This is a genomic window from Mesorhizobium sp. B2-8-1 (assembly GCF_006440955.1).
GTDB lineage: Bacteria > Pseudomonadota > Alphaproteobacteria > Rhizobiales > Rhizobiaceae > Mesorhizobium.
The window spans coordinates 581,224-598,437 of record NZ_VFTX01000003.1; the positions used below are offsets into that span (position 1 = coordinate 581,224).

Sequence of the window (17,214 nt, forward strand, 5' to 3'; positions counted from 1 at the left end):
CTTCAGGCCGAAGCACTGAGCGCCTCGATGCGCTGCATCAGCACCTGGGGTTCACCCGTCACGCGCAGCGTCTTGAGCCGTGCCGTGCCGCCGACGACAACCGAAACGGCCGAGGCCGGCACTCCAAGCGTCTTGGCGGCCAGCTTCTCCAGCGCTCGATTGGCGGCGCCGTTTTCGGGCACGGCGCGGACCCGTGCCTTCAAATGGCTTCGCCCATCAGCCGATGTCTCTATGCTTTCGAACCTGTCCATGGAAGACTTCGGTGTCAGCCGGACGAACAATTCGATGCCGTTCTCGCGGATGCGGAACGGGGCACTCATGCGAGCATCGGGTTCACAGCACCAGCGGTGCCACGGTGGTGAGCAGGAACTGCCTGAGGAAGAACAGGATCAGCAGCAGGATGATCGGCGAGATGTCGATACCGCCAAGGTCCGGCATGAAACGTCGGATCGGCCTGAGCGCCGGTTCGGTCAGCCGGTAGAGCATGTTGCCGATGCTGCCGACAAACTGGTTGCGCGAGTTGACGACGTTGAAGGCATAGAGCCAGGAAAAGATCGCCGAGATGATGATGACCCACCAATAGAGGTCGAGCGCCATGACGATTGTTTGAATGAGGGCGAGCATGCCGGTCTCCAATTGTTGCCGACATGTAGCCATTGCGCGCGAAACCGGCAAGGGCAGGCTTCGGCCGCCAGGATTTCGGCAAAACGTCGCCTTGACAGAAAACTGCCGTGCCCGATAAATGCGCCATCCGCTGGACGGGGCTGTAGCTCAGCTGGGAGAGCGCGTCGTTCGCAATGACGAGGTCAGGGGTTCGATCCCCCTCAGCTCCACCAGCGGGATAGTCGTTTTCTTCTCTTCGCTGCATTGCAACAGCCGAAGCCACGTCGGTGGCTACGGTGCGAAATGTCACGACACTGGCGCCCTTTTCCGTCCATCATGAAGGATTGCGAGAGCCTTCCGGGGCAAACGCCTGTCAATTGGACTTATGGCGGTGATCGCTATGGAATCGCGCTATTTTTTTTGGAATCCACCCCATTAGAGTGACATTACCAAATCAGTTTTTTCTGTGTGTTGTAGCAAGGCGTTTCGGTGGGGGCGGCTGACGGCGCTATACGGATTTGGAAGTCGATATGAAGAACCCGCCCGCGGAAGCAAAACGTGTCAATTCGCGAGTATCTCGCTGCAAATCTCAGACGGCTCTGTAAGGAGCATGCCTCGGTAAGCGCGGTATGCCGGGAACTGGGCATCAATCGCACGCAGTTCGAACGCTACCTTCAGGGACAGACTGTTCCGAACAAAGCGACAGCCAAGCTGATCTGCGACTATTTCCGCATCGACGAAGCCGAATTGTACCGGGAACCGGGCGCGCCGAAACCTGCGGTTCGCGGCCTGCCACCGATTTCCGAAAGCCTGTTCAACCAAATGATCCGGCCGCCCGCCCCGTCGATCGCGGGCGGCACCTACTTCACCTATTTTTCGATCCCGGCCCGCCCCGACCTGTTGATGCGGTCGGTGACCTTCGTGCGGCGCGACGCCGAGCTGGTGACGTTCCGAAGGGTTACCGGATGGTCGGAGCGCCGGGGAACGACATGGGCGCGGGCGCGCGGCAATCATTACGGCGTGGCGATCTCGCGCCTGAACTGGATCTACTTCAGCGGCGTCAATCGCCGCCAGACCGGTGAACCATCGCTGATCTCGGTGCAGTGGGCTCCCATCTCGGAACCGGTACTGATTGGCAAGGCCATGCTTCTAACGGAAGCCGGGCCGGCCTTCGTGTCGGTCATCATGCGGCAGGACGTATCCATCGGCCCGCGGCAGGCGATCCGCATGGCGCACGTCGTCAAGCTCGACGACCCGAGCCTCGACCACCTCGTGGTCAGCCTCGCTCGGGACGGGCTGGACTGATCGCGTCAGAATCTTCCCTTTTTACGCTAAATAAGAATAACTCTATCCGGAAATAGCGTATGCCGGCAGTCATCTACTCCGTATGTGAGTAAAATCGATTTTTTGTACTTTAGGGCTAAGAAAGATAATTTAGATTAATGCAGTTTTACTACCATTTTAACAAACCATTAACTCTTTCGATCTTACCTTCCGCCCGTGGATCCCGTTTTTGGGGATCTTTTCAACAGATCCCATTTGGGGGTCAGGAAGGGATGAAAATGGCGAAGAAAGTGAACACTGCTCCGAAGCTGACGATTGCCGCAGGCACCCAGACCGTCTTCTTTTCGCAGGGCATGCACTACAACAAGCGCTGAGCTGCCCGAGGCGCCGGCGACGGTTGTTCGTCGGCGCCTCGCCTTCGCAATGACATTTCTGCATTCGGCTTTCGGCATCATGAAAATGCGCTCCGCAAAAACGCTTGTCTTCTACCCCGGCGCCAACAAGGTCACGGCGTGCAATTTCCTGACCAGAAGCGTCTTCGAATGCAGTTCCGAGGTGATCGGTCTTCTCGCATCCTGGGACAAATGGGCATCCGCCGCGGAGATCGCGCGGGACCACGGATGGTCGCGATCAGAGCTGGATGCCGTCATCCCCCAATTGCTCGATTTTTCCGCACTGGTGACCGCCGGGTCGCAACTGGCCGAACAGGAGAGCCAATTCTCGGGACAATGGAACTGGGGCATTCCGACCGCGCTGATGCATTTCTGCGTCCAGGACAGCGAGTTCATGACCATCGAACAGGCGGAGGCACGGCAGATCGAACGCGCCGGTCACACCGTGCAGCCCGACCTCGTGCTCAGGAATTCCGCGACGGCCATCCGGCTGCCGGACGCGCTGGACGACAATGAACTCATTGCCCTGATGGCGCAGCGTCGCACGAACCGAACGGCGGCGGCGCCCACCATCACCGCGAAACAGCTTTCCGACTGTCTGTTCGCGGGCATGGGCATCACCGGCGAGACCAGCAACTGCATTGGCGCCCTGCCGCTGGGCATGACCCCTTCCGGCGGCGCGAGAAACCCCTACGAAGCCTATGTGGTCGCGCCGGCGGTGGAAGGGCTGGAGCCCGGCGTCTATCACTACTCGGCTGTCGGACACGATCTTGAAAGGATTTCGGCGAACCACCTGCCGAAAGTCTCCGAGCTGGTCGGCGGACAGGAATGGGCCGACCCCATGCCCTGCCTGGTCCTGCTCTGCGCAAGGCTCGACCGCACCATGTGGAAGTATGAGGACGCCAATGCCTATCGTGTCGTGCTGATCGAAGCTGGCCATATCGGCCAGAACATGATGCTTGCAGCGACCAGGCACGGCCTGTCGGCCTGCCCGACCGCGGCGCTCAGCCACTCGGCGATCAAGCGCCTGCTCGGCCTCAACCGGCTCACCGACGCGCCCATCTACGCCTTGACACTGTCTATCCCGGAAACCGATCCGCGCCCGGCAGCGGGGTCGATCAATTAGCCGATTGATTATGTTCAGAGTGCCCGGTGAGGGGGTCCCCTGAATTCCACCACATCACAGGAGCAGCAAGTGGCCAACCAATCCCTACGCCAGTCCGAGATCGACAGTCTCCAATATATCGCGTCGATGGCCAATGAGCTGGTGCAGATGGCCGAAGCAAGCCGTTTCCCCATGATGTCCTATCGGCTGGGCATGGCTTATGCCGAGGCTTTCGACGTCCTTCGCGGCGCCCGGCCGGCGAGGCATCCGCAGCTCAGCGGCAATTCGATGCACCCCAAGACGCAGGCGAAAGACAATCGCGTCCAGCCGAGGAGAGCATAGCCAGATGCGGCCATCATCTCGGTGCGCAATGGCGTGCCCCGGGACGTGCGCGGCAAGACCTGCTGCCGTCCTTGAGGAAGGCCGCCGTCGGCTTGACCGCATCGAGATGGCCTATTGGTTTGGTTGGAACACGCGGGCGCAGAGGCAACATCATCCAAGGCCGGCCGGCCGATGTCGCCGCGATCGCTGCAATGATCGCCCGCAGCCCGCCGAACCGGCATTTATGCACGACGACCTGAGGGGAACCCACAAATGAACATGATCGCAGCCATCAAAAGCGCCGATGCCGGTGAAAGTGTCTTCAGCCGCCTCCATGCCCTGATCGCCAGCCGGCCGGCATCGCCGGATGCGGCGCGCCTTCAAGCGCGCCAACTGGTTTCCACGGCGATAGCCGACACCTGGCACGCCGACAGTCTCTGGGGCGCGGTGGATGCCTTCCATGCCCATTTCGACTTCATGATGCAGACCATCGAGATCAACGGCGCCGGCGATCCGAACCTCAGGATCCTGCGCATGAGATGCCGCTTCTACCTCGAGCAGGTCGAGGCCCTGTGTCTGTCGATGAGCTATCAGTAGGCCGACCGTTCGACCTTGCTTTGATCCGTGTATGTCGTTTCTCCCGAACCGGGCTCAGTTTTGGGCGGCATGCATCAGTTCCGAAGGCTGAATACGAATGGCGCCGTGCGGCTGACGCGCGAACCCAGCTCCGGCGGCGGCGGCGGCACGGTGGCGCCCTGCAGCACGGCGAGCGCGGCGCGGTCGAGGTCGGGATCGCCCGAGGAGCGGACGACGCGCGCCGACGTCACCCGGCCTGAGGCGTCCACCGTGAAGGTGACGTTCGCATTGCCTTGCGAGCGTCGCGATTTCGCGGCGCTCGGATAGCGCGTATGCCGTTTGATCCATGACAGCAGCCGCGATTCCCACTTGGCCGGGCTGACGCCGGACGCCCCGGACGCCGATTTCGGCGCCGCTGTCCTGGGGGCGGGCTTTGCTTCCGCGCTCGCGGCGGTTATCGTCTTCGGCGGCGCCTTATCCTTTTTCGGCTTGGGCTTCTCGACCGGCTTTTTCACCTTGGCCTGGACGGGTTTCTTTTCCGTGGGCGTCTCGACCGGCTTCGGCTGCGGCAGCGGCACGACGACGTCAGGCGCGACCGTCTCGACCATGTCAGGGACGATCTCTTCAAGCGGGGGTTGGTCGGCCGGCTCAGCCCGCGTCGTTTCAGTCGGTTCGGTCGTGTCAGGCGGCGTTGCATCCGGCTCGGCAACGGGCTCCGCTTGCTCGGCCATTTTCTCGGGCTCGGCTTCGGCGGCCTTTTCGGTGTCCTCGACCGGCTCGGCCTGGTCGGGCACAGCGGCGTCCAACATCGCGGCTTGTTCGGGCACGGCCGGCGTCGCGACCATCGGCGCCATCTCGATGGCCAGCGCCGGCGGCGGCCCGCCATCCGCCGGGTCGACCGGAGTGAAGCTCTGTACCGCATAGGCGACCGCAACATGCGCCCCAAGCACCAGCGCGGCCGCAACCGCCCACAGGCCGAGGTCGCGCCAGCCGAGGCGCGACAGCTCCACCGTGGGCGAGGCGGCCGCTTGCCCGGTCATGGACCAGCGGCTCCGCCTGGATCCGCTGCGGGAGCACCGCCGGCGGGCGCAGCCTCCAGGCCGACCAGGGCGATCTTCAGGTAGCCGGCGCCGCGCAGCAGGTTCATCGCCTCCATCAGGTCGCCATAGGCAACCGCCTTGTCGGCGCGAAGGAAGATGCGCGCCTGCTTGTCGCCTTTGGTCCTGCCGTCAAGCGTGGCGGCGAAAACCTGGCGCGGCACGGTGTCGTTGCCGATCGCTAGCGAGAGGTCATCCTTCAACGTCAGGAACAGCGGCGTCTCCGGCCGCGGCGCCGGCGTCGCGGTCGAGCCCGGCAGGTCGACATTGACATCCACCGTCGCCAAGGGCGCTGCGACCATGAAGATGATCAGCAGCACCAGGATGACGTCGATGAAGGGCGTGACATTGATCTCGTGGCTTTCCTCGAGATCGTCGTCCATGGTCTGACGGATGCGGCTGCCCATGGTCTTGCCCCGCTACTGCGCCGCCAGCGCCGTTGCCGGCGCCACCGTGCGGAAATCGAGGTCACGGCTGACCAGCCGCTCGACGCCAGCCGAGGCGTCGGCGAGGATCTGCCGGTAGCCGGCTATCGAGCGCGCAAAGACGTTGTAGATGACGACGGCCGGTATCGCGGCGACGAGCCCCATTGCGGTGGCGAGAAGGGCTTCGGCAATGCCCGGCGCCACCACCGCCAGATTGGTGGTCTGCGCCTGCGAAATGCCGATGAAGGCGTTCATGATGCCCCATACCGTGCCGAACAGACCGACGAAAGGCGCGGTCGAGCCGATCGTCGCCAGCAGGCCGGTGCCGCGCGACATGCGTCGCGCCGCCGCCGCCTCGATGCGTGTCAGGCGCGAGGCGACCCGTTCCTTCAGCCCGTCGCCGCCGGCATGGTCGAGCGCGCCGGCCGAAAGTGCCGCTTCTTCCTCCGCCGCCCGCACCAGCAGGGCGCCGGTGCCGCCGTTGCGGTCGAGCGCGCGGCTCGCCTGCTTCAGCGTCGCGGCATTGCCGATGGCCCGCGCGGCGCGACGAGCGCCAAGCTTGCCGGCAAGCACTTCCAGCGACTTGGCCAGCCATATCGTCCAGGTGACGAGCGAGGCGAAGGCCAGCCCGATCATCACCGCCTTGACGATGATGTCGGCAGCCATGAACATGCCCCATGGCGACAGATCGTGCGGCAAGCTCAGCGCCGGCGAGGGCTCGGCCGCCGTACCGGCCCCGGCTTGCGGCTGTGCAGGCGCTAGGGCTCCCACGGGAGCGGCGGGCGCGGCCGGCGATGGTGCTGGCGCCGTAATGGTGGCGGGCGTGCCGCTTGCCGGCTGCTCCTGCGCCGGCGCGCTGGCGGCCGCCAGCATGGCGGATGCAAACAGCGCTGCGACCAAACCGGTTCTCGACATCGTCTTCTTCCTCGTTCTCACAGCCGCCAGTCTTCCCCGCCGTGGCGCTGAAGCGTCACTGGACGTAGCCGACGGGCTGGCCTGTGACGGGGTGCGCGAACACGCCCATCTCCACTCCGAAAATGCCCTTGAGCACATCGCCTTGCATGATTTCGCCGGGCGTGCCGCGCGTCAGCAGCCTGCCGTCCTTCAGGGCAATCAGCTCGTCGCAATAGCGCGCCGCCATGTTGGGATCGTGCAGCACCACGACGACGCAAAGGTCGCGCTTGCGGCTGAGATCCCTGACCAACCCAAGCACCTCGACCTGATGGGCGATGTCGAGCGCCGAGATAGGCTCATCGAGCAGCATGACGCCGGCATTCTGCGCCACCAGCATGGCGAGCCAGGCGCGCTGGCGCTCGCCGCCCGACAGCTCGTCGACCAGCCGGTCGGCAAAGCCGGCCATGTCGGTCAGGGCCAGCGCCTCCTCGACATGCCGTCTGTCGTCCTGGCCGAAGCGGCCGAGCGCGCCATGCCAGGGATAACGTCCGAGCGCCGCCAGCTCGCGCACGGTCAAGCCGGTCGCCGCCGGCGTCGTCTGCGGCAGATAGGCAAGCGCCCGCGCCAGTTCGCGCGCACCCCACTGGGCCAAAGGCCGCCTGGCGAAGGTGATGGCGCCAGAGCTTGCCGGCTGCTGGCGCGCCAAAAGCTTGACCAGCGTCGACTTGCCGGACCCGTTGTGGCCGATCAGCCCGTAGACGCGCGCGCACTGCAATTCGAGCGAAACCGGACCGAGCAGCGTCCGCTCGCCCACGGCAAAGCGCAACGCGTCGATGTGGAAAGCAGTCTGGGTGTCAATTCCGGTCAAGGTCCGTCTCCAGTACGGCTGCGGGCATGTCATCAATCCGGTTTTCGGCAGCCGTGCCCGGTTGACTATGAAACATGACTTTACTAGTCAACAATGAAGTTGAGTTTTTGCATCAACAAAACATCGTGACGCCTGATGCCGCTTCGAATTTCAGGCAAGGAAGCGTTTCCGTGAAGCGATGAACCGCTCTAAGGTCTTCGCTGAAACAGGAAACCGCGCATGATCAAGGCGACACCCTTCGATTTTCCCTATGACGGCAGGCTGGTGGCCGAGAACACCGCGCTGGTCGTGATCGACCTGCAGCAGGATTTCCTGTCGACGACGGGCTACTTCGCCAGGAAGGGATATGATCCGTCGCCGTTGAGAGCGATCCTGCCCGCGGTGAGCCGGCTGATCGCCGCTGCCCGCGAGGCGGGCGTCAGCATCGTCCATACAAGGCAGGGCTACCGGGCCGACATGGCCGACATGACGCCTTACGAGAAATGGCGCCGCAGGCGGGCCGGCCTCGACGGCACCGAAATCCTGCTTCGTTCGGGTCCGGGTTTTCAGATCGTTCCGGAGATCGACGTCGCGCCGCGGGACATCATCGTCGACAAGACCTGCAACGGCGCCTTCACCTATACGGATTTCGAGCTCGTGCTGCGCGCGCGAGGCATCACGCATCTTCTGTTTTGCGGATGCACGACGGATGTCTGCGTGCACACGACGCTGCGCGAAGCCTGCGATCGCAACTTCCAGTGCCTGACGATCTCCGACGCCTGCGCCAGCGGCGACAGACGGGCGCATGAGGCGGCCCTTCACATGGTGACGGTCGAAGACGGCGTCTTCGGCGTGCTGGCGGATTCTGGTGCAGTCATTGAAGGCCTGTCACGGCTGGGTAACAAGGCGCGTTAAAGGATTAGGTACCGCAGAGCAGCCTCGCACGTCATAGACACGGCAGGATAGCACCCTCCGGCAGGCCAGAGCGGTTGGAAAGGAAATTTCTCCGCAGTTCAGCCCGTTGCCCGTGTTTCCAGTCCCGTGCGCTGCGCGAAAGCCCCATGCTGGAACTCGCCGCTTTCACGCCGCGCCAGCGAATTGCGCAGCAGCGCGATCGTCTCGCGGCCGACTGTCGCGATCTCGCGCGGCGTGTCGATACCGACGATCATGAATTCATCGATGCCGAGAGCCGCGTAAGCAAGCAGCGACAGGGCGGCCTGGGCCGGCGGACCGGAGACATCGACCGCCTTGTGCCCTGCCGAGGAAATTCCCCGGTGGATGCGGACCGGAAGGGCGAAGCGTAGTCTGGCGGCCCGGCCATGTTCGGCGGCGGCGCCGCGCACACGCTCCATCAACTGCCTGACATCGTCGATCGAACCGGGCGCCAGTTCGAAGACGTCGGCATGCCGGCCGGCCACTTTCAGTGCCGTGCCGGACTGCCCGCCCATGCGGATGACGAGGTCGGCACCATGAGGCCCCTTGCGCGGAACATAGCCGCCCTTGATGCTGTAGAACGCGCCTTCATGGTCGAAAGGCCGCTCGTTCGACCATAGCCGCTTCAACAGAACCAGATATTCGTCGATGCGCTGCCAGAGGACACCGTGTCCGACCGGAAGCGCTTCGGCATCGTCGTCGCTTAACGGCTCGCTGATCATCCTGAGCGCCAGGCGGCCGCCGCTGCGGGCGTCGATCGAGGCAAGTTGCCGCGCCGCCACGGTCGGTTCGACCACGCCGGCCCAATGGGTGAGGACCACTTCCAGCGACGAGCTGCGGTCCAGCACCTGGGCGGCAAGATCCATATTGGTCAGCAGGCCGGCCGGATCGTCGACGACGAGGTTGCGGAAACCGCCATCCTCGATCAGCGCCAGCCTGGTCGCCGTCTCGGCAAAGTCGTAGAAAAAGGAAACTGCGCTATCGGCAGGATAGGTCTTGCCGGGCACATGCGTGAATTCGATCGGCATTGCCATCTCCTCCATCTCTGGAATCACGGATGCGGTCAAATACGAATCAATGGCGCACGCGAAAGCGCACCGGGATCCGGTTCATTCAACTCCGATTGCCTGAAGGCGGTGGGTCGTCAGCCTGGCCGGACCACGGCTCAGGGAATGAGGCCCAGAACAACAGCCCCGGTGAACACGAACGCAAGGGCAAAGACGACATAGGCGAAAGCACCGGCATAGGCCGGGCGGAAGCTCTGGGCATTGGCCAGCCTCTGGCCGCTGCTGCGGGTCTCGGTGTTCTGCATATAGGACATGTCGACCTCCGTCTCGCCGGTTAATCTATAAAAGTTGTAGACTTTGTCGATTGCTATTTTTCGGCCATGCGCAGAATTTTTTTCTAACAGCGCCGTGAGAACTGGCGCTGAGTTGCTGCAGAGCGGCATCGGCGTGATCGACGGACATGGCAGCGTCGGTTTCACTTCCGGCGCTCGACGGCACTTCACTTGCCGATCCATTCGTGCATTGGCCGCCCCGCGCGGGCAGGATAGCATCGCGGCAGAGCGACAATGCGAGATCGTCCAAAGGACATTTGGGAGGAGCAAGGAAATGGGAGCAAGACTGGCCGGCAAGGTCGCCATCGTTTCGGGCGGCGCGACGGGAATGGGCGGGGCGGCCTCGGAACTGTTCGCGGCGGAAGGCGCAAAGGTGGCGATCATCGACCGCAATGGCGAAGCGGCGGCAGCCACCGCCGCGGCGATCCGGGCGCGCGGCCAAATCGCGGAGCATTTTGTCGCCGACGTTTCCGACGAGGCGCAGGTCGAGGCGGCCGTGAAGGGCGCGGCCGAGACGTTCGGCGCGGTTACCGTCCTGTTCAATCATGCCGGCACCATCGTGATAAAGCCGTTCCTGGAGACCAGCGTGCAGGAATGGGACTGGCTGCATGCCGTCAACGTGCGCTCGATGTTCCTGATGACCCGCGCCGTGCTGCCCGGCATGATCGCGGCCGGCGGCGGCTCGATCGTCTGCACCTCGTCGATCTCGGCGGTGGCGGCGACGCCGAACGAAGTGCTCTATGACACCACCAAGGGCGCCTGTCACATGTTCGCGCGCGCCATCGCCGTGGAATTCCGCGACCGCAACATCCGCTGCAACGCCGTCTGCCCCGGCTTCATCCGCACACCGCATGGGCTGCGCGAGGTCGCCGATCTGGGTAAGCTCGGCGTCGATGTCTCCGACGCGGCGCTGGCTGCGCAGCAAGGGCGGATCGGCGAACCGGAAGAGGTGGCAAAGGCGGCGCTGTACCTCGCCAGCGACGAATCGAGCTTCGTCAACGGGGCCCATCTGTTCGTGGATAACGGCTTCACGGCGATGTGAGACGTCCCAAGGACAGCTTGGCGCCCTTCCTCTACCCCCTCCGGGGGGAGAGGAAAAGACACCGAGCCCTACTCGTCTATCGTTCTTCCCGGCGAAACGGTTTCAGCAGCGCCGACGGCGCCACCGCATTGCGCGACATCACCGCCATGGCGACGATGGTGAAGATGAAGGGCAGCATCAGGAACGCCTCGTAGGGGATATGCCCGAGGCCGCTCGCCTGCATGCGCAACTGCAAGGCATCGACAAAGGCGAACAGCAATGCGGCCCCCGCCGAGCGCCACGGGTCCCAGCGGCCGAACACGACCAGGGCGATCGCCACCCAGCCGCGCCCGGAGACGACGCCGAAGGTGAAGGCGTTGAACTGCGCCATCGACAGGAAGGCGCCGGCCAGCCCCATCAGCGCCCCGCCGAGAATGACCGCCTGGAAGCGGGTGACAATGACGCTGACGCCGGCGGAGTCGGCGGCGCGCGGGTTTTCGCCGACCATGCGCACCGACAGCCCCCATGGCGTGCGGTAGAGCACGAAGGCGGCGATAGGGATGGCCAGGATCGCCATGTAGACCAGCGCGAACTGGTTGAACACCGCCGGCCCAAGCACGGGAATGTCGGAGAGGACCGGGATCGGCAGCGTCTGAAAACCCTTGATGCTCGGCGGCACCGATTGCTGGCCGAAGATCAGCCGGTAGAGGAAATAGGCCAGACCCGACGCAAGCAGCGTCACGCCGATGCCGCAGACATGCTGGCTTAGGCCCAGGGCCACCGTGAACAGCGCATGCAGCGCCCCCATCAGCATGCCGGTCAGCACCGCCGCCAGGACGCCCAGCCACAGGTTGCCGCTGAGGCTGGCGGCGGTGAAGCCGGCCATTGCCGACAACAGCATGATGCCTTCGATGCCGAGATTGAGCACGCCGGCGCGCTCGGAGAACATTTCGCCGAGGGTGGCGAAAGCCAAGGGCGTGGCGATGCGGATGATGGCGGCCAAGAAGCCGACCTGGAAGATCTGTTCGAACACCGCGCTCATCGGGAGGCTCCGACGCGGCGGATGCGATAGGTGGTGAACAGCAGCGCCACCAGCATGGCAAGCAGTGCCGTGCCCTGGATGACATCGCTGAGGAAGGCCGGCACGCCGGTCGCGCGCGACATCGCCTCGGCGCCGGTCATCACGGCAGCCAGGAAGATTGCCGCCGGCACCACGCCGAGCGGGTTGAGCCGCGCCAGCATTGCAACGACGATGCCGGAATAACCGTAGCCCGGCGAGATGTCGCTCATCACCTGAAAATGCACGCCGCCAACCTCGCCGACGCCGGCGAGCCCGGCTAGCGCACCGGACAGCAACGCCGTCGAGAGCAGCACCCGCTGGACATTGATGCCGCCATATCTGGCCGCTTCCGGATTTTCGCCGGTGACCCGGATCCGGAAGCCGAGCGTGGTGCGCACGATCAGGAACCAGATCAGCGGTGCCGCGATAAGCGCCGCGATGACGCCGAGATGCAGCCGCGTGCCCTCGATCAGCACCGGAAAATTGGCCGAATCCTCAATCGGAGGCGAGATCGGATAGCCGCTGAAACTATCCTTCCATGGCCCTTCGATCAGCGCCATCAGCGCGTAATAGATGACCGAATTGAGCAGCAGCGAACTGACGACGTCGTCGACCTTGAATTTCACCCGCAGCGTTGCCGGCACGAGCGCGACGGCTGCACCGGCCGCGGCGCCTGCCACTGCCATCAAAAGCATGGCGAGCGGTCCCGGCATCGGGATCGCGCCGACGAAGCAGCTCGTCACCGCGCCGGCAAGCAGTTGCCCTTCGGCGCCGATGTTCCAGAATTTGGCGCGGAAGGCGACAGCCACCGCCAGCCCGGTGAAGATCATGGGCGCGGCGCGCACCAGCGTTTCGGTGATCGCATAGCTGTCGCCGAGCGAAGCCGTGAACATAACGCCGTAGGATTCGAGCACGCCGGCGCCGGCCAGCGCGATCAGGCCGCTGCACAGCACCAGCGCGGCACCGATCGCCAGCAGCGGCAATGCGAGGTTGAACCAGGCTGGCGTCGAGCTGCGGACTTCGAGGCGGAACATCAGCTATGGCCCTCCGCCCCGGTCATCAGCAGCCCCAGCCGGGCGATCGTCGCATCGGCGCTGGGAAGCGTGCCGGCGATGCGGCCCTCATACATCACCGCGATGCGGTCGCAGAGCACGAGCAACTCTTCCAGATCCTCGCCGATGACGATGATGCCGCAGCCCTTGGCGCGCATGTGGAGGAATTTTTCATGGATGAAGCGGGCGGCTCCGATGTCGAGGCCGCGCGTCGGCTGCGAGACGATAAGCACCTTCGGATCGAAGGCGAGCTCGCGCGCCAAAAGCGCCTTCTGCAGATTGCCGCCGGACAGGGCGCCGGCGCGCGTCATCGGCCCGGGGCAGCGTATGTCATAGGCCTTGATCTGCGCCTCGGCGAAGGCGCGGATTGCATCCGGCTTGAGCAGGCCCTTGCTGCTGAAAGCGGCGGTGCCGATGCGCGGCAGCACCATGGAATCGGCGAGCGGCAAATTGGTGACCAGTCCCGTCGTCATGCGGTCTTCCGGGATGCGGCCAAGGCCCAGCGCCTGCACCTCGCGCGGCGAGAAGCGAGACACTTTCTGTCCCGCAATCGTCATCCGACCGGCATCGGGGGCGCGCACGCCCGAGATCACCTCCGCCAGTGCCCGCTGGCCATTGCCGGAGACACCGGCAATGCCGAGGATCTCGCCGGCGCGCACGGAAAGCGACACATCGCGCAGCGCCGTGCCCGAATGGCTCGAGGTGGAAATGCCGTCGAGAGTGAGCACCGCTGCCCCCGGTGTCGACGGCCCCTTGGCCGGCGGCACGATCTCGTGGCCGCACATCAGTCGCGCCATTTCCGCCGACGTGGTGTTGGCCGGATCGTCGACGCGGCCGGCGACGCGGCCATGCCGCAGCACCGTGCAGCGATGGGTGAGCGCGCGCACCTCGTTGAGCTTGTGCGAGATGAAGATGATGCCCAGACCCTGCGCCGCCATCGACCGCAAGGCCGAAAACAGCCCGTCGACTTCGCTCGGCGCCAGCACCGCGGTCGGCTCGTCGAGAATCAGCAGTTTTGCGCCGCGAAACAGCGCCTTGACGATCTCGAGACGTTGCTGCTCTCCGACAGACAGCGCCGAGACCGGCAGGCTGGGATCGAGTGTCAGCCCGTGCTGGCGGCTGATTTCAACCAACCGCGCCAGTCCGCCGGCGCGGTCGATCCGCCCGGATTTGCCTGGTATGCCGATAAGCAGGTTTTCCAGTACCGTGAGCCGTGGCGCCAGGTGAAAATGCTGGTGCACCATGCCGATGCCGGCGGCCAGCGCATCGGCCGAACTGGTGATCCGCACCTTCCGGCCCTGGATGAGGATCTCGCCGGCGTCGGGCGCATAGGCGCCGAACAGCACGTTCATCAGCGTCGTCTTGCCGGCGCCGTTCTCGCCCAGCAAGCCGAGGATCTCGCCGGGCGCCACGCTGAGGTCGACGGCTTCGTTCGCCTTGACGGCGCCGAAGCTCTTGGTGATGCCGTGCATTTCGATGAGCGGGGCGGGCGTCGGCAAGAGTACTCCTGATCGGATGGGCTTACGATTCGGCTTGACCGATAGGGATGCGCTGCACCCCCCTCTGGCCTGCCGGCCATCTCCCCCTCAACGGGGGAGATCGGATGTCACCCCTCGGCTTTCGCCAATTCCTAATTTGACTAGCCGGCGAAGCTGCCAATCTCCCCCTTGAGGGGGAGATGGCCGGCAGGCCAGAGGGGGGCGCTTAGCACCAACTCCTAAAGACCAGAACTCAATCCGAAACCGGTGTGTTCTCGTCCACGTCGACGCGGAAATTGCCTTCGAGGATTTCGGCCTTCTTCTTCTCGACCATGTCCTTGACCTCGGCCGGCAGCGTCTTGTCGAACTTATGGTAGGGCGCCAGGTGAGAACCGCCCTTGGCCATGCGCGAGAAATCGCCATAGTCCTGCGCCGTGAAGACGCCGGCCTTGACCAGTTTTATGGCTTGTTCGACGGTGGGATACATATCCCAGACCGGGCCGGTAATGACGGTGTCGGGGCCAAGGCTCGACTGGTCGGACATATTGGAGATGGCGTAGATCTTTTTCTCCACCGCCGCTTCGATGACACCGAAGCGCTCGGCATAGATGACGTCGACGCCGGCGTCGATCTGAGCGACGGCCGCCTCCTTGGCCTTGGGAGGATCAAAGAAGGAACCGATGAAGGCGACCTTCTTCTTGATGTTCGGATTGACCTCCTTGGCGCCGGCGAAGAAGGCGTTGACCAGCCGGTTCACTTCCGGAATGCCCATCGCCGCGACGGCGCCGATCGTGCCCGACTTCGACATCTTGCCGGCGATCATGCCGGAGAGATAGGCGGGCTCGTGGATCCAATTGTCGAAGACGCCGAAATTGGGCTCCGCCGGCCCGGCGCCGGAGCCGAACAGCCAGGCAGTCTTCGGGAACTGCTTGGCGGTGCGGCGCGATTCACGCTCGGCGGCGAAGGCATCGCCCAGCACCAGTTCATAGCCGCCCTGTGCATATTCGCGCATGACGCGGCTGAAGTCGGCGGTCTGCACCTTCTCCGACCATTTATACTCGATGCCGAGTTCCTTCTCGGCCTTCTGCAAAGCGACATGGATCTGGTTGTCCCACGGCTCCTCGATGGGCGTGGCGAAGATCGCCGCTACTTTCAGCTTCTTGTCCTTGGCGAAGGCGGCGCCCGGCAGCATCGCCGCGGCCAGGCCAAGCGCGCCCAGTTCCAGCACGTTGCGCCGCGAAAGGCCTTCGCGCGTTGAATGAGATTTGTTCTTCCGGTTTTCCATTGCAGTCCCCTCTGTTCGACAGCCGTGTCGAGCCGGCCGTTCTAAAAATCAGACGAGGAACTATGGAACGGGTCCGGACTTTTGTCCACATGGTCAAATTTGGCAGATCGATCATATCCACTCTCCTGGACTAGCCGGGAGAGCGGTTGTTCAGACCCGTTCGAGCGCGATGGCGATGCCTTGGCCGACGCCGATGCACATGGTCGCCAGCGCATAGCGGCCGCCGCGTTCGCGCAGCTCCAGCGCCGCCGTGCCGGAGATGCGCGCGCCCGACATGCCCAAGGGGTGGCCGAGCGCTATGGCGCCGCCATTCGGGTTGACGTGCGGCGCATCCACCGCGATGCCGAGCTGGCGCAGCACTGCGATGCCTTGCGAGGCGAAGGCTTCGTTGAGCTCGATGACATCGAACTGTTTTGGCGTCAGGCCAAGCCGCGCGCACAGTTTTTGCGTCGCCGGCGCCGGGCCGATGCCCATGATGCGCGGCGCGACGCCGACGGCGGCCCCGCCGAGGATGCGGGCGATCGGCGTCAGGCCGTATTTCCTGGCCGCCGCTTCCGAAGCGACGATCAGCGCCGCCGCCCCGTCATTGACGCCCGAGGCATTGCCGGCGGTCACCGTGCCGCCTTGCCGGAACGGCGTCGGCAGCTTGGCCAAGGCCTCTATCGTGGTGCCAGCGCGGGGGTGCTCGTCCTTCGAGACGACAACCGGATCGCCCTTGCGCTGCGGAATGGTCACCGCGGTTATTTCCTTGGCCAGCCGGCCATTGGACTGCGCGGCGACGGCCTTGTCCTGGCTGCGCACCGCGAAAGCGTCCTGGTCCGCGCGGGAAACCGAAAAATCCTCGGCGACATTTTCGCCCGTCTCCGGCATGGAATTGACGCCATACTGACTCTTCATCAGCGGGTTGACGAAGCGCCAGCCGATCGTGGTGTCGTAGATCTCGGCATTGCGTGAAAACGCCGTCTCGGCCTTGGGCATGACGAAGGGCGCCCGGCTCATCGATTCGACGCCGCCCGCGATCATCAGCTCGGCCTCGCCGGCCTTGATTGCACGGGCGGCGATGGTCAGCGCATCCATGCCCGAGCCGCACAGGCGGTTGACGGTCGAGCCGGGGATTTCCTTCGGCAGGCCGGCCAGCAGCAGCGCCATGCGCGCCACGTTGCGGTTGTCCTCGCCGGCCTGGTTGGCGCAACCGTAGACAACGTCGTCGACCGCCTGCCAGTCGACGCCGGCATTGCGCTCGATCAGTGCCTTCAGCGGAATGGCGCCGAGGTCGTCGGCGCGTACCGAGGACAGCGAGCCGCCAAAGCGGCCGATCGGCGTACGGATATAGTCGCAGATATAGGCTTCGGCCATGTCAGTCAGCTCTCCCGTTTCCCTCATGCGCCGCCTTGGTGCGACGCGTGCAGGTCGCGCAATGTCGTAGCTCGGTTCGCTTGGCGCCGACATTTCGTCAAGCGCCTGCGCGAACTTAACCACCCAGCCACAGCTCTCCTGCCCCT

19 protein-coding genes and 1 tRNA gene are annotated in these 17,214 nt (G+C 64.3%); 7 read left to right on the top strand and 13 right to left on the bottom strand.

All coding sequences use genetic code 11. The features are described from left to right. Positions 1–2 precede the first annotated feature (2 nt). Both FJ428_RS11265 and FJ428_RS11270 read right to left on the bottom strand, forming a co-directional pair. Positions 3–320, bottom strand: a complete 318-nt coding sequence (locus tag FJ428_RS11265; protein WP_140492515.1) for a DUF167 family protein — start codon at positions 318–320, stop codon at positions 3–5. A gap of 13 nt (positions 321–333) precedes the next feature. Beyond that, positions 334–624 carry a YggT family protein gene (locus FJ428_RS11270; RefSeq protein WP_140492518.1) on the bottom strand — a complete coding sequence of 97 codons (291 nt, stop codon included), beginning with the start codon at positions 622–624 and terminating at the stop codon, positions 334–336. A gap of 136 nt (positions 625–760) precedes the next feature. Between FJ428_RS11270 and FJ428_RS11275 the strand changes: the two genes are divergently transcribed. The 5 genes from FJ428_RS11275 to FJ428_RS11300 all read left to right on the top strand — a co-directional run bounded on the left by FJ428_RS11275 (position 761) and on the right by FJ428_RS11300 (position 4,302). Continuing rightward, positions 761–836 (top strand) — tRNA-Ala (locus FJ428_RS11275). A 325-nt stretch (positions 837–1,161) separates the two neighbouring features. Then, a complete protein-coding gene (locus FJ428_RS11280; protein ID WP_140492521.1) occupies positions 1,162–1,908 on the top strand; it encodes a helix-turn-helix transcriptional regulator in 747 nt (248 codons plus the stop codon). 402 nt (positions 1,909–2,310) lie between these two features. After that, a complete protein-coding gene (locus FJ428_RS11290) occupies positions 2,311–3,405 on the top strand; it encodes a SagB/ThcOx family dehydrogenase (RefSeq protein ID WP_224518943.1) in 1,095 nt (364 codons plus the stop codon). Between the two features lie 69 nt (positions 3,406–3,474). Continuing rightward, on the top strand, positions 3,475–3,726 hold the full coding sequence (locus tag FJ428_RS11295; protein WP_140879451.1) for a hypothetical protein: 252 nt from the start codon (positions 3,475–3,477) through the stop codon (positions 3,724–3,726). A gap of 252 nt (positions 3,727–3,978) precedes the next feature. Then, complete coding sequence (locus FJ428_RS11300; RefSeq protein WP_140628227.1) at positions 3,979–4,302, top strand: hypothetical protein; 324 nt, start codon at positions 3,979–3,981, stop codon at positions 4,300–4,302. Positions 4,303–4,376: 74 nt separating this feature from the next. Here the strand turns inward: FJ428_RS11300 and FJ428_RS11305 are convergent, their stop codons facing one another. The 4 genes from FJ428_RS11305 to FJ428_RS11320 are packed head-to-tail and all read right to left on the bottom strand — an operon-like array spanning position 4,377 to position 7,565. Beyond that, complete coding sequence (locus FJ428_RS11305; RefSeq protein ID WP_140580193.1) at positions 4,377–5,321, bottom strand: energy transducer TonB; 945 nt, start codon at positions 5,319–5,321, stop codon at positions 4,377–4,379. After that, the gene (gene exbD, locus FJ428_RS11310; RefSeq protein WP_140492534.1) at positions 5,318–5,785 is read right to left on the bottom strand and encodes a TonB system transport protein ExbD; all 468 of its coding nucleotides are present in this window, start codon (positions 5,783–5,785) and stop codon (positions 5,318–5,320) included. The genes FJ428_RS11305 and exbD overlap by 4 nt, the downstream gene beginning before the upstream one ends. A 12-nt stretch (positions 5,786–5,797) precedes the next feature. Further along, the gene (gene exbB, locus FJ428_RS11315) at positions 5,798–6,718 is read right to left on the bottom strand and encodes a tonB-system energizer ExbB (protein ID WP_140580192.1); all 921 of its coding nucleotides are present in this window, start codon (positions 6,716–6,718) and stop codon (positions 5,798–5,800) included. Between the two features lie 55 nt (positions 6,719–6,773). Beyond that, entirely contained in the window at positions 6,774–7,565 is a 792-nt protein-coding gene (locus FJ428_RS11320; RefSeq protein ID WP_181167272.1) for an ATP-binding cassette domain-containing protein, read from the bottom strand. A gap of 219 nt (positions 7,566–7,784) precedes the next feature. Between FJ428_RS11320 and FJ428_RS11325 the strand changes: the two genes are divergently transcribed. Then, a complete protein-coding gene (locus tag FJ428_RS11325; protein ID WP_140559240.1) occupies positions 7,785–8,459 on the top strand; it encodes an isochorismatase family cysteine hydrolase in 675 nt (224 codons plus the stop codon). A 98-nt stretch (positions 8,460–8,557) separates the two neighbouring features. On the opposite strand, the gene FJ428_RS11330 is transcribed toward FJ428_RS11325, so the two are convergent. Both FJ428_RS11330 and FJ428_RS11335 read right to left on the bottom strand, forming a co-directional pair. Further along, the gene (locus FJ428_RS11330) at positions 8,558–9,505 is read right to left on the bottom strand and encodes an LLM class flavin-dependent oxidoreductase (RefSeq protein WP_140879452.1); all 948 of its coding nucleotides are present in this window, start codon (positions 9,503–9,505) and stop codon (positions 8,558–8,560) included. A 137-nt stretch (positions 9,506–9,642) separates the two neighbouring features. Further along, complete coding sequence (locus FJ428_RS11335) at positions 9,643–9,798, bottom strand: hypothetical protein (RefSeq protein ID WP_140492547.1); 156 nt, start codon at positions 9,796–9,798, stop codon at positions 9,643–9,645. A 292-nt stretch (positions 9,799–10,090) separates the two neighbouring features. Between FJ428_RS11335 and FJ428_RS11340 the strand changes: the two genes are divergently transcribed. Beyond that, positions 10,091–10,858, top strand: a complete 768-nt coding sequence (locus tag FJ428_RS11340) for an SDR family oxidoreductase (RefSeq protein WP_140628218.1) — start codon at positions 10,091–10,093, stop codon at positions 10,856–10,858. A gap of 76 nt (positions 10,859–10,934) precedes the next feature. On the opposite strand, the gene FJ428_RS11345 is transcribed toward FJ428_RS11340, so the two are convergent. From FJ428_RS11345 to pcaF, 5 genes are all read right to left on the bottom strand, one after another. Further along, on the bottom strand, positions 10,935–11,879 hold the full coding sequence (locus FJ428_RS11345) for an ABC transporter permease (RefSeq protein WP_140559242.1): 945 nt from the start codon (positions 11,877–11,879) through the stop codon (positions 10,935–10,937). Beyond that, complete coding sequence (locus FJ428_RS11350) at positions 11,876–12,931, bottom strand: ABC transporter permease (protein WP_140879453.1); 1,056 nt, start codon at positions 12,929–12,931, stop codon at positions 11,876–11,878. Before FJ428_RS11350 ends, FJ428_RS11345 begins: the two co-directional genes overlap by 4 nt. Continuing rightward, positions 12,931–14,421, bottom strand: coding sequence for an ABC transporter ATP-binding protein (locus FJ428_RS11355; RefSeq protein ID WP_140879481.1), 1,491 nt, complete (start codon positions 14,419–14,421; stop codon positions 12,931–12,933). The genes FJ428_RS11350 and FJ428_RS11355 overlap by 1 nt, the downstream gene beginning before the upstream one ends. Before the next feature lie 259 nt (positions 14,422–14,680). Beyond that, on the bottom strand, positions 14,681–15,712 hold the full coding sequence (locus FJ428_RS11360; protein ID WP_140550656.1) for a BMP family protein: 1,032 nt from the start codon (positions 15,710–15,712) through the stop codon (positions 14,681–14,683). A 150-nt stretch (positions 15,713–15,862) separates the two neighbouring features. Further along, positions 15,863–17,068: a 3-oxoadipyl-CoA thiolase gene (pcaF, locus tag FJ428_RS11365; RefSeq protein WP_140492563.1), complete on the bottom strand. Its 1,206-nt coding sequence runs from the start codon at positions 17,066–17,068 to the stop codon at positions 15,863–15,865. Between the last annotated feature and the right edge of the window lie 146 nt (positions 17,069–17,214).

Coding starts and splice junctions, on each gene's coding strand:
- FJ428_RS11265 (WP_140492515.1), bottom strand. CDS start 320: ATGAGTGCCCCGTTCCGCATCCGCGAGAACGGCATCGAATTGTTCGTC.
- FJ428_RS11270 (WP_140492518.1), bottom strand. CDS start 624: ATGCTCGCCCTCATTCAAACAATCGTCATGGCGCTCGACCTCTATTGG.
- FJ428_RS11290 (WP_224518943.1), top strand. CDS start 2,311: ATGACATTTCTGCATTCGGCTTTCGGCATCATGAAAATGCGCTCCGCA.
- FJ428_RS11300 (WP_140628227.1), top strand. CDS start 3,979: ATGAACATGATCGCAGCCATCAAAAGCGCCGATGCCGGTGAAAGTGTC.
- FJ428_RS11305 (WP_140580193.1), bottom strand. CDS start 5,321: ATGACCGGGCAAGCGGCCGCCTCGCCCACGGTGGAGCTGTCGCGCCTC.
- exbD (WP_140492534.1), bottom strand. CDS start 5,785: ATGGGCAGCCGCATCCGTCAGACCATGGACGACGATCTCGAGGAAAGC.
- exbB (WP_140580192.1), bottom strand. CDS start 6,718: ATGTCGAGAACCGGTTTGGTCGCAGCGCTGTTTGCATCCGCCATGCTG.
- FJ428_RS11325 (WP_140559240.1), top strand. CDS start 7,785: ATGATCAAGGCGACACCCTTCGATTTTCCCTATGACGGCAGGCTGGTG.
- FJ428_RS11330 (WP_140879452.1), bottom strand. CDS start 9,505: ATGCCGATCGAATTCACGCATGTGCCCGGCAAGACCTATCCTGCCGAT.
- FJ428_RS11335 (WP_140492547.1), bottom strand. CDS start 9,798: ATGTCCTATATGCAGAACACCGAGACCCGCAGCAGCGGCCAGAGGCTG.
- FJ428_RS11340 (WP_140628218.1), top strand. CDS start 10,091: ATGGGAGCAAGACTGGCCGGCAAGGTCGCCATCGTTTCGGGCGGCGCG.
- FJ428_RS11345 (WP_140559242.1), bottom strand. CDS start 11,879: ATGAGCGCGGTGTTCGAACAGATCTTCCAGGTCGGCTTCTTGGCCGCC.
- FJ428_RS11350 (WP_140879453.1), bottom strand. CDS start 12,931: ATGTTCCGCCTCGAAGTCCGCAGCTCGACGCCAGCCTGGTTCAACCTC.
- FJ428_RS11355 (WP_140879481.1), bottom strand. CDS start 14,421: ATGCACGGCATCACCAAGAGCTTCGGCGCCGTCAAGGCGAACGAAGCC.
- FJ428_RS11360 (WP_140550656.1), bottom strand. CDS start 15,712: ATGGAAAACCGGAAGAACAAATCTCATTCAACGCGCGAAGGCCTTTCG.
- pcaF (WP_140492563.1), bottom strand. CDS start 17,068: ATGGCCGAAGCCTATATCTGCGACTATATCCGTACGCCGATCGGCCGC.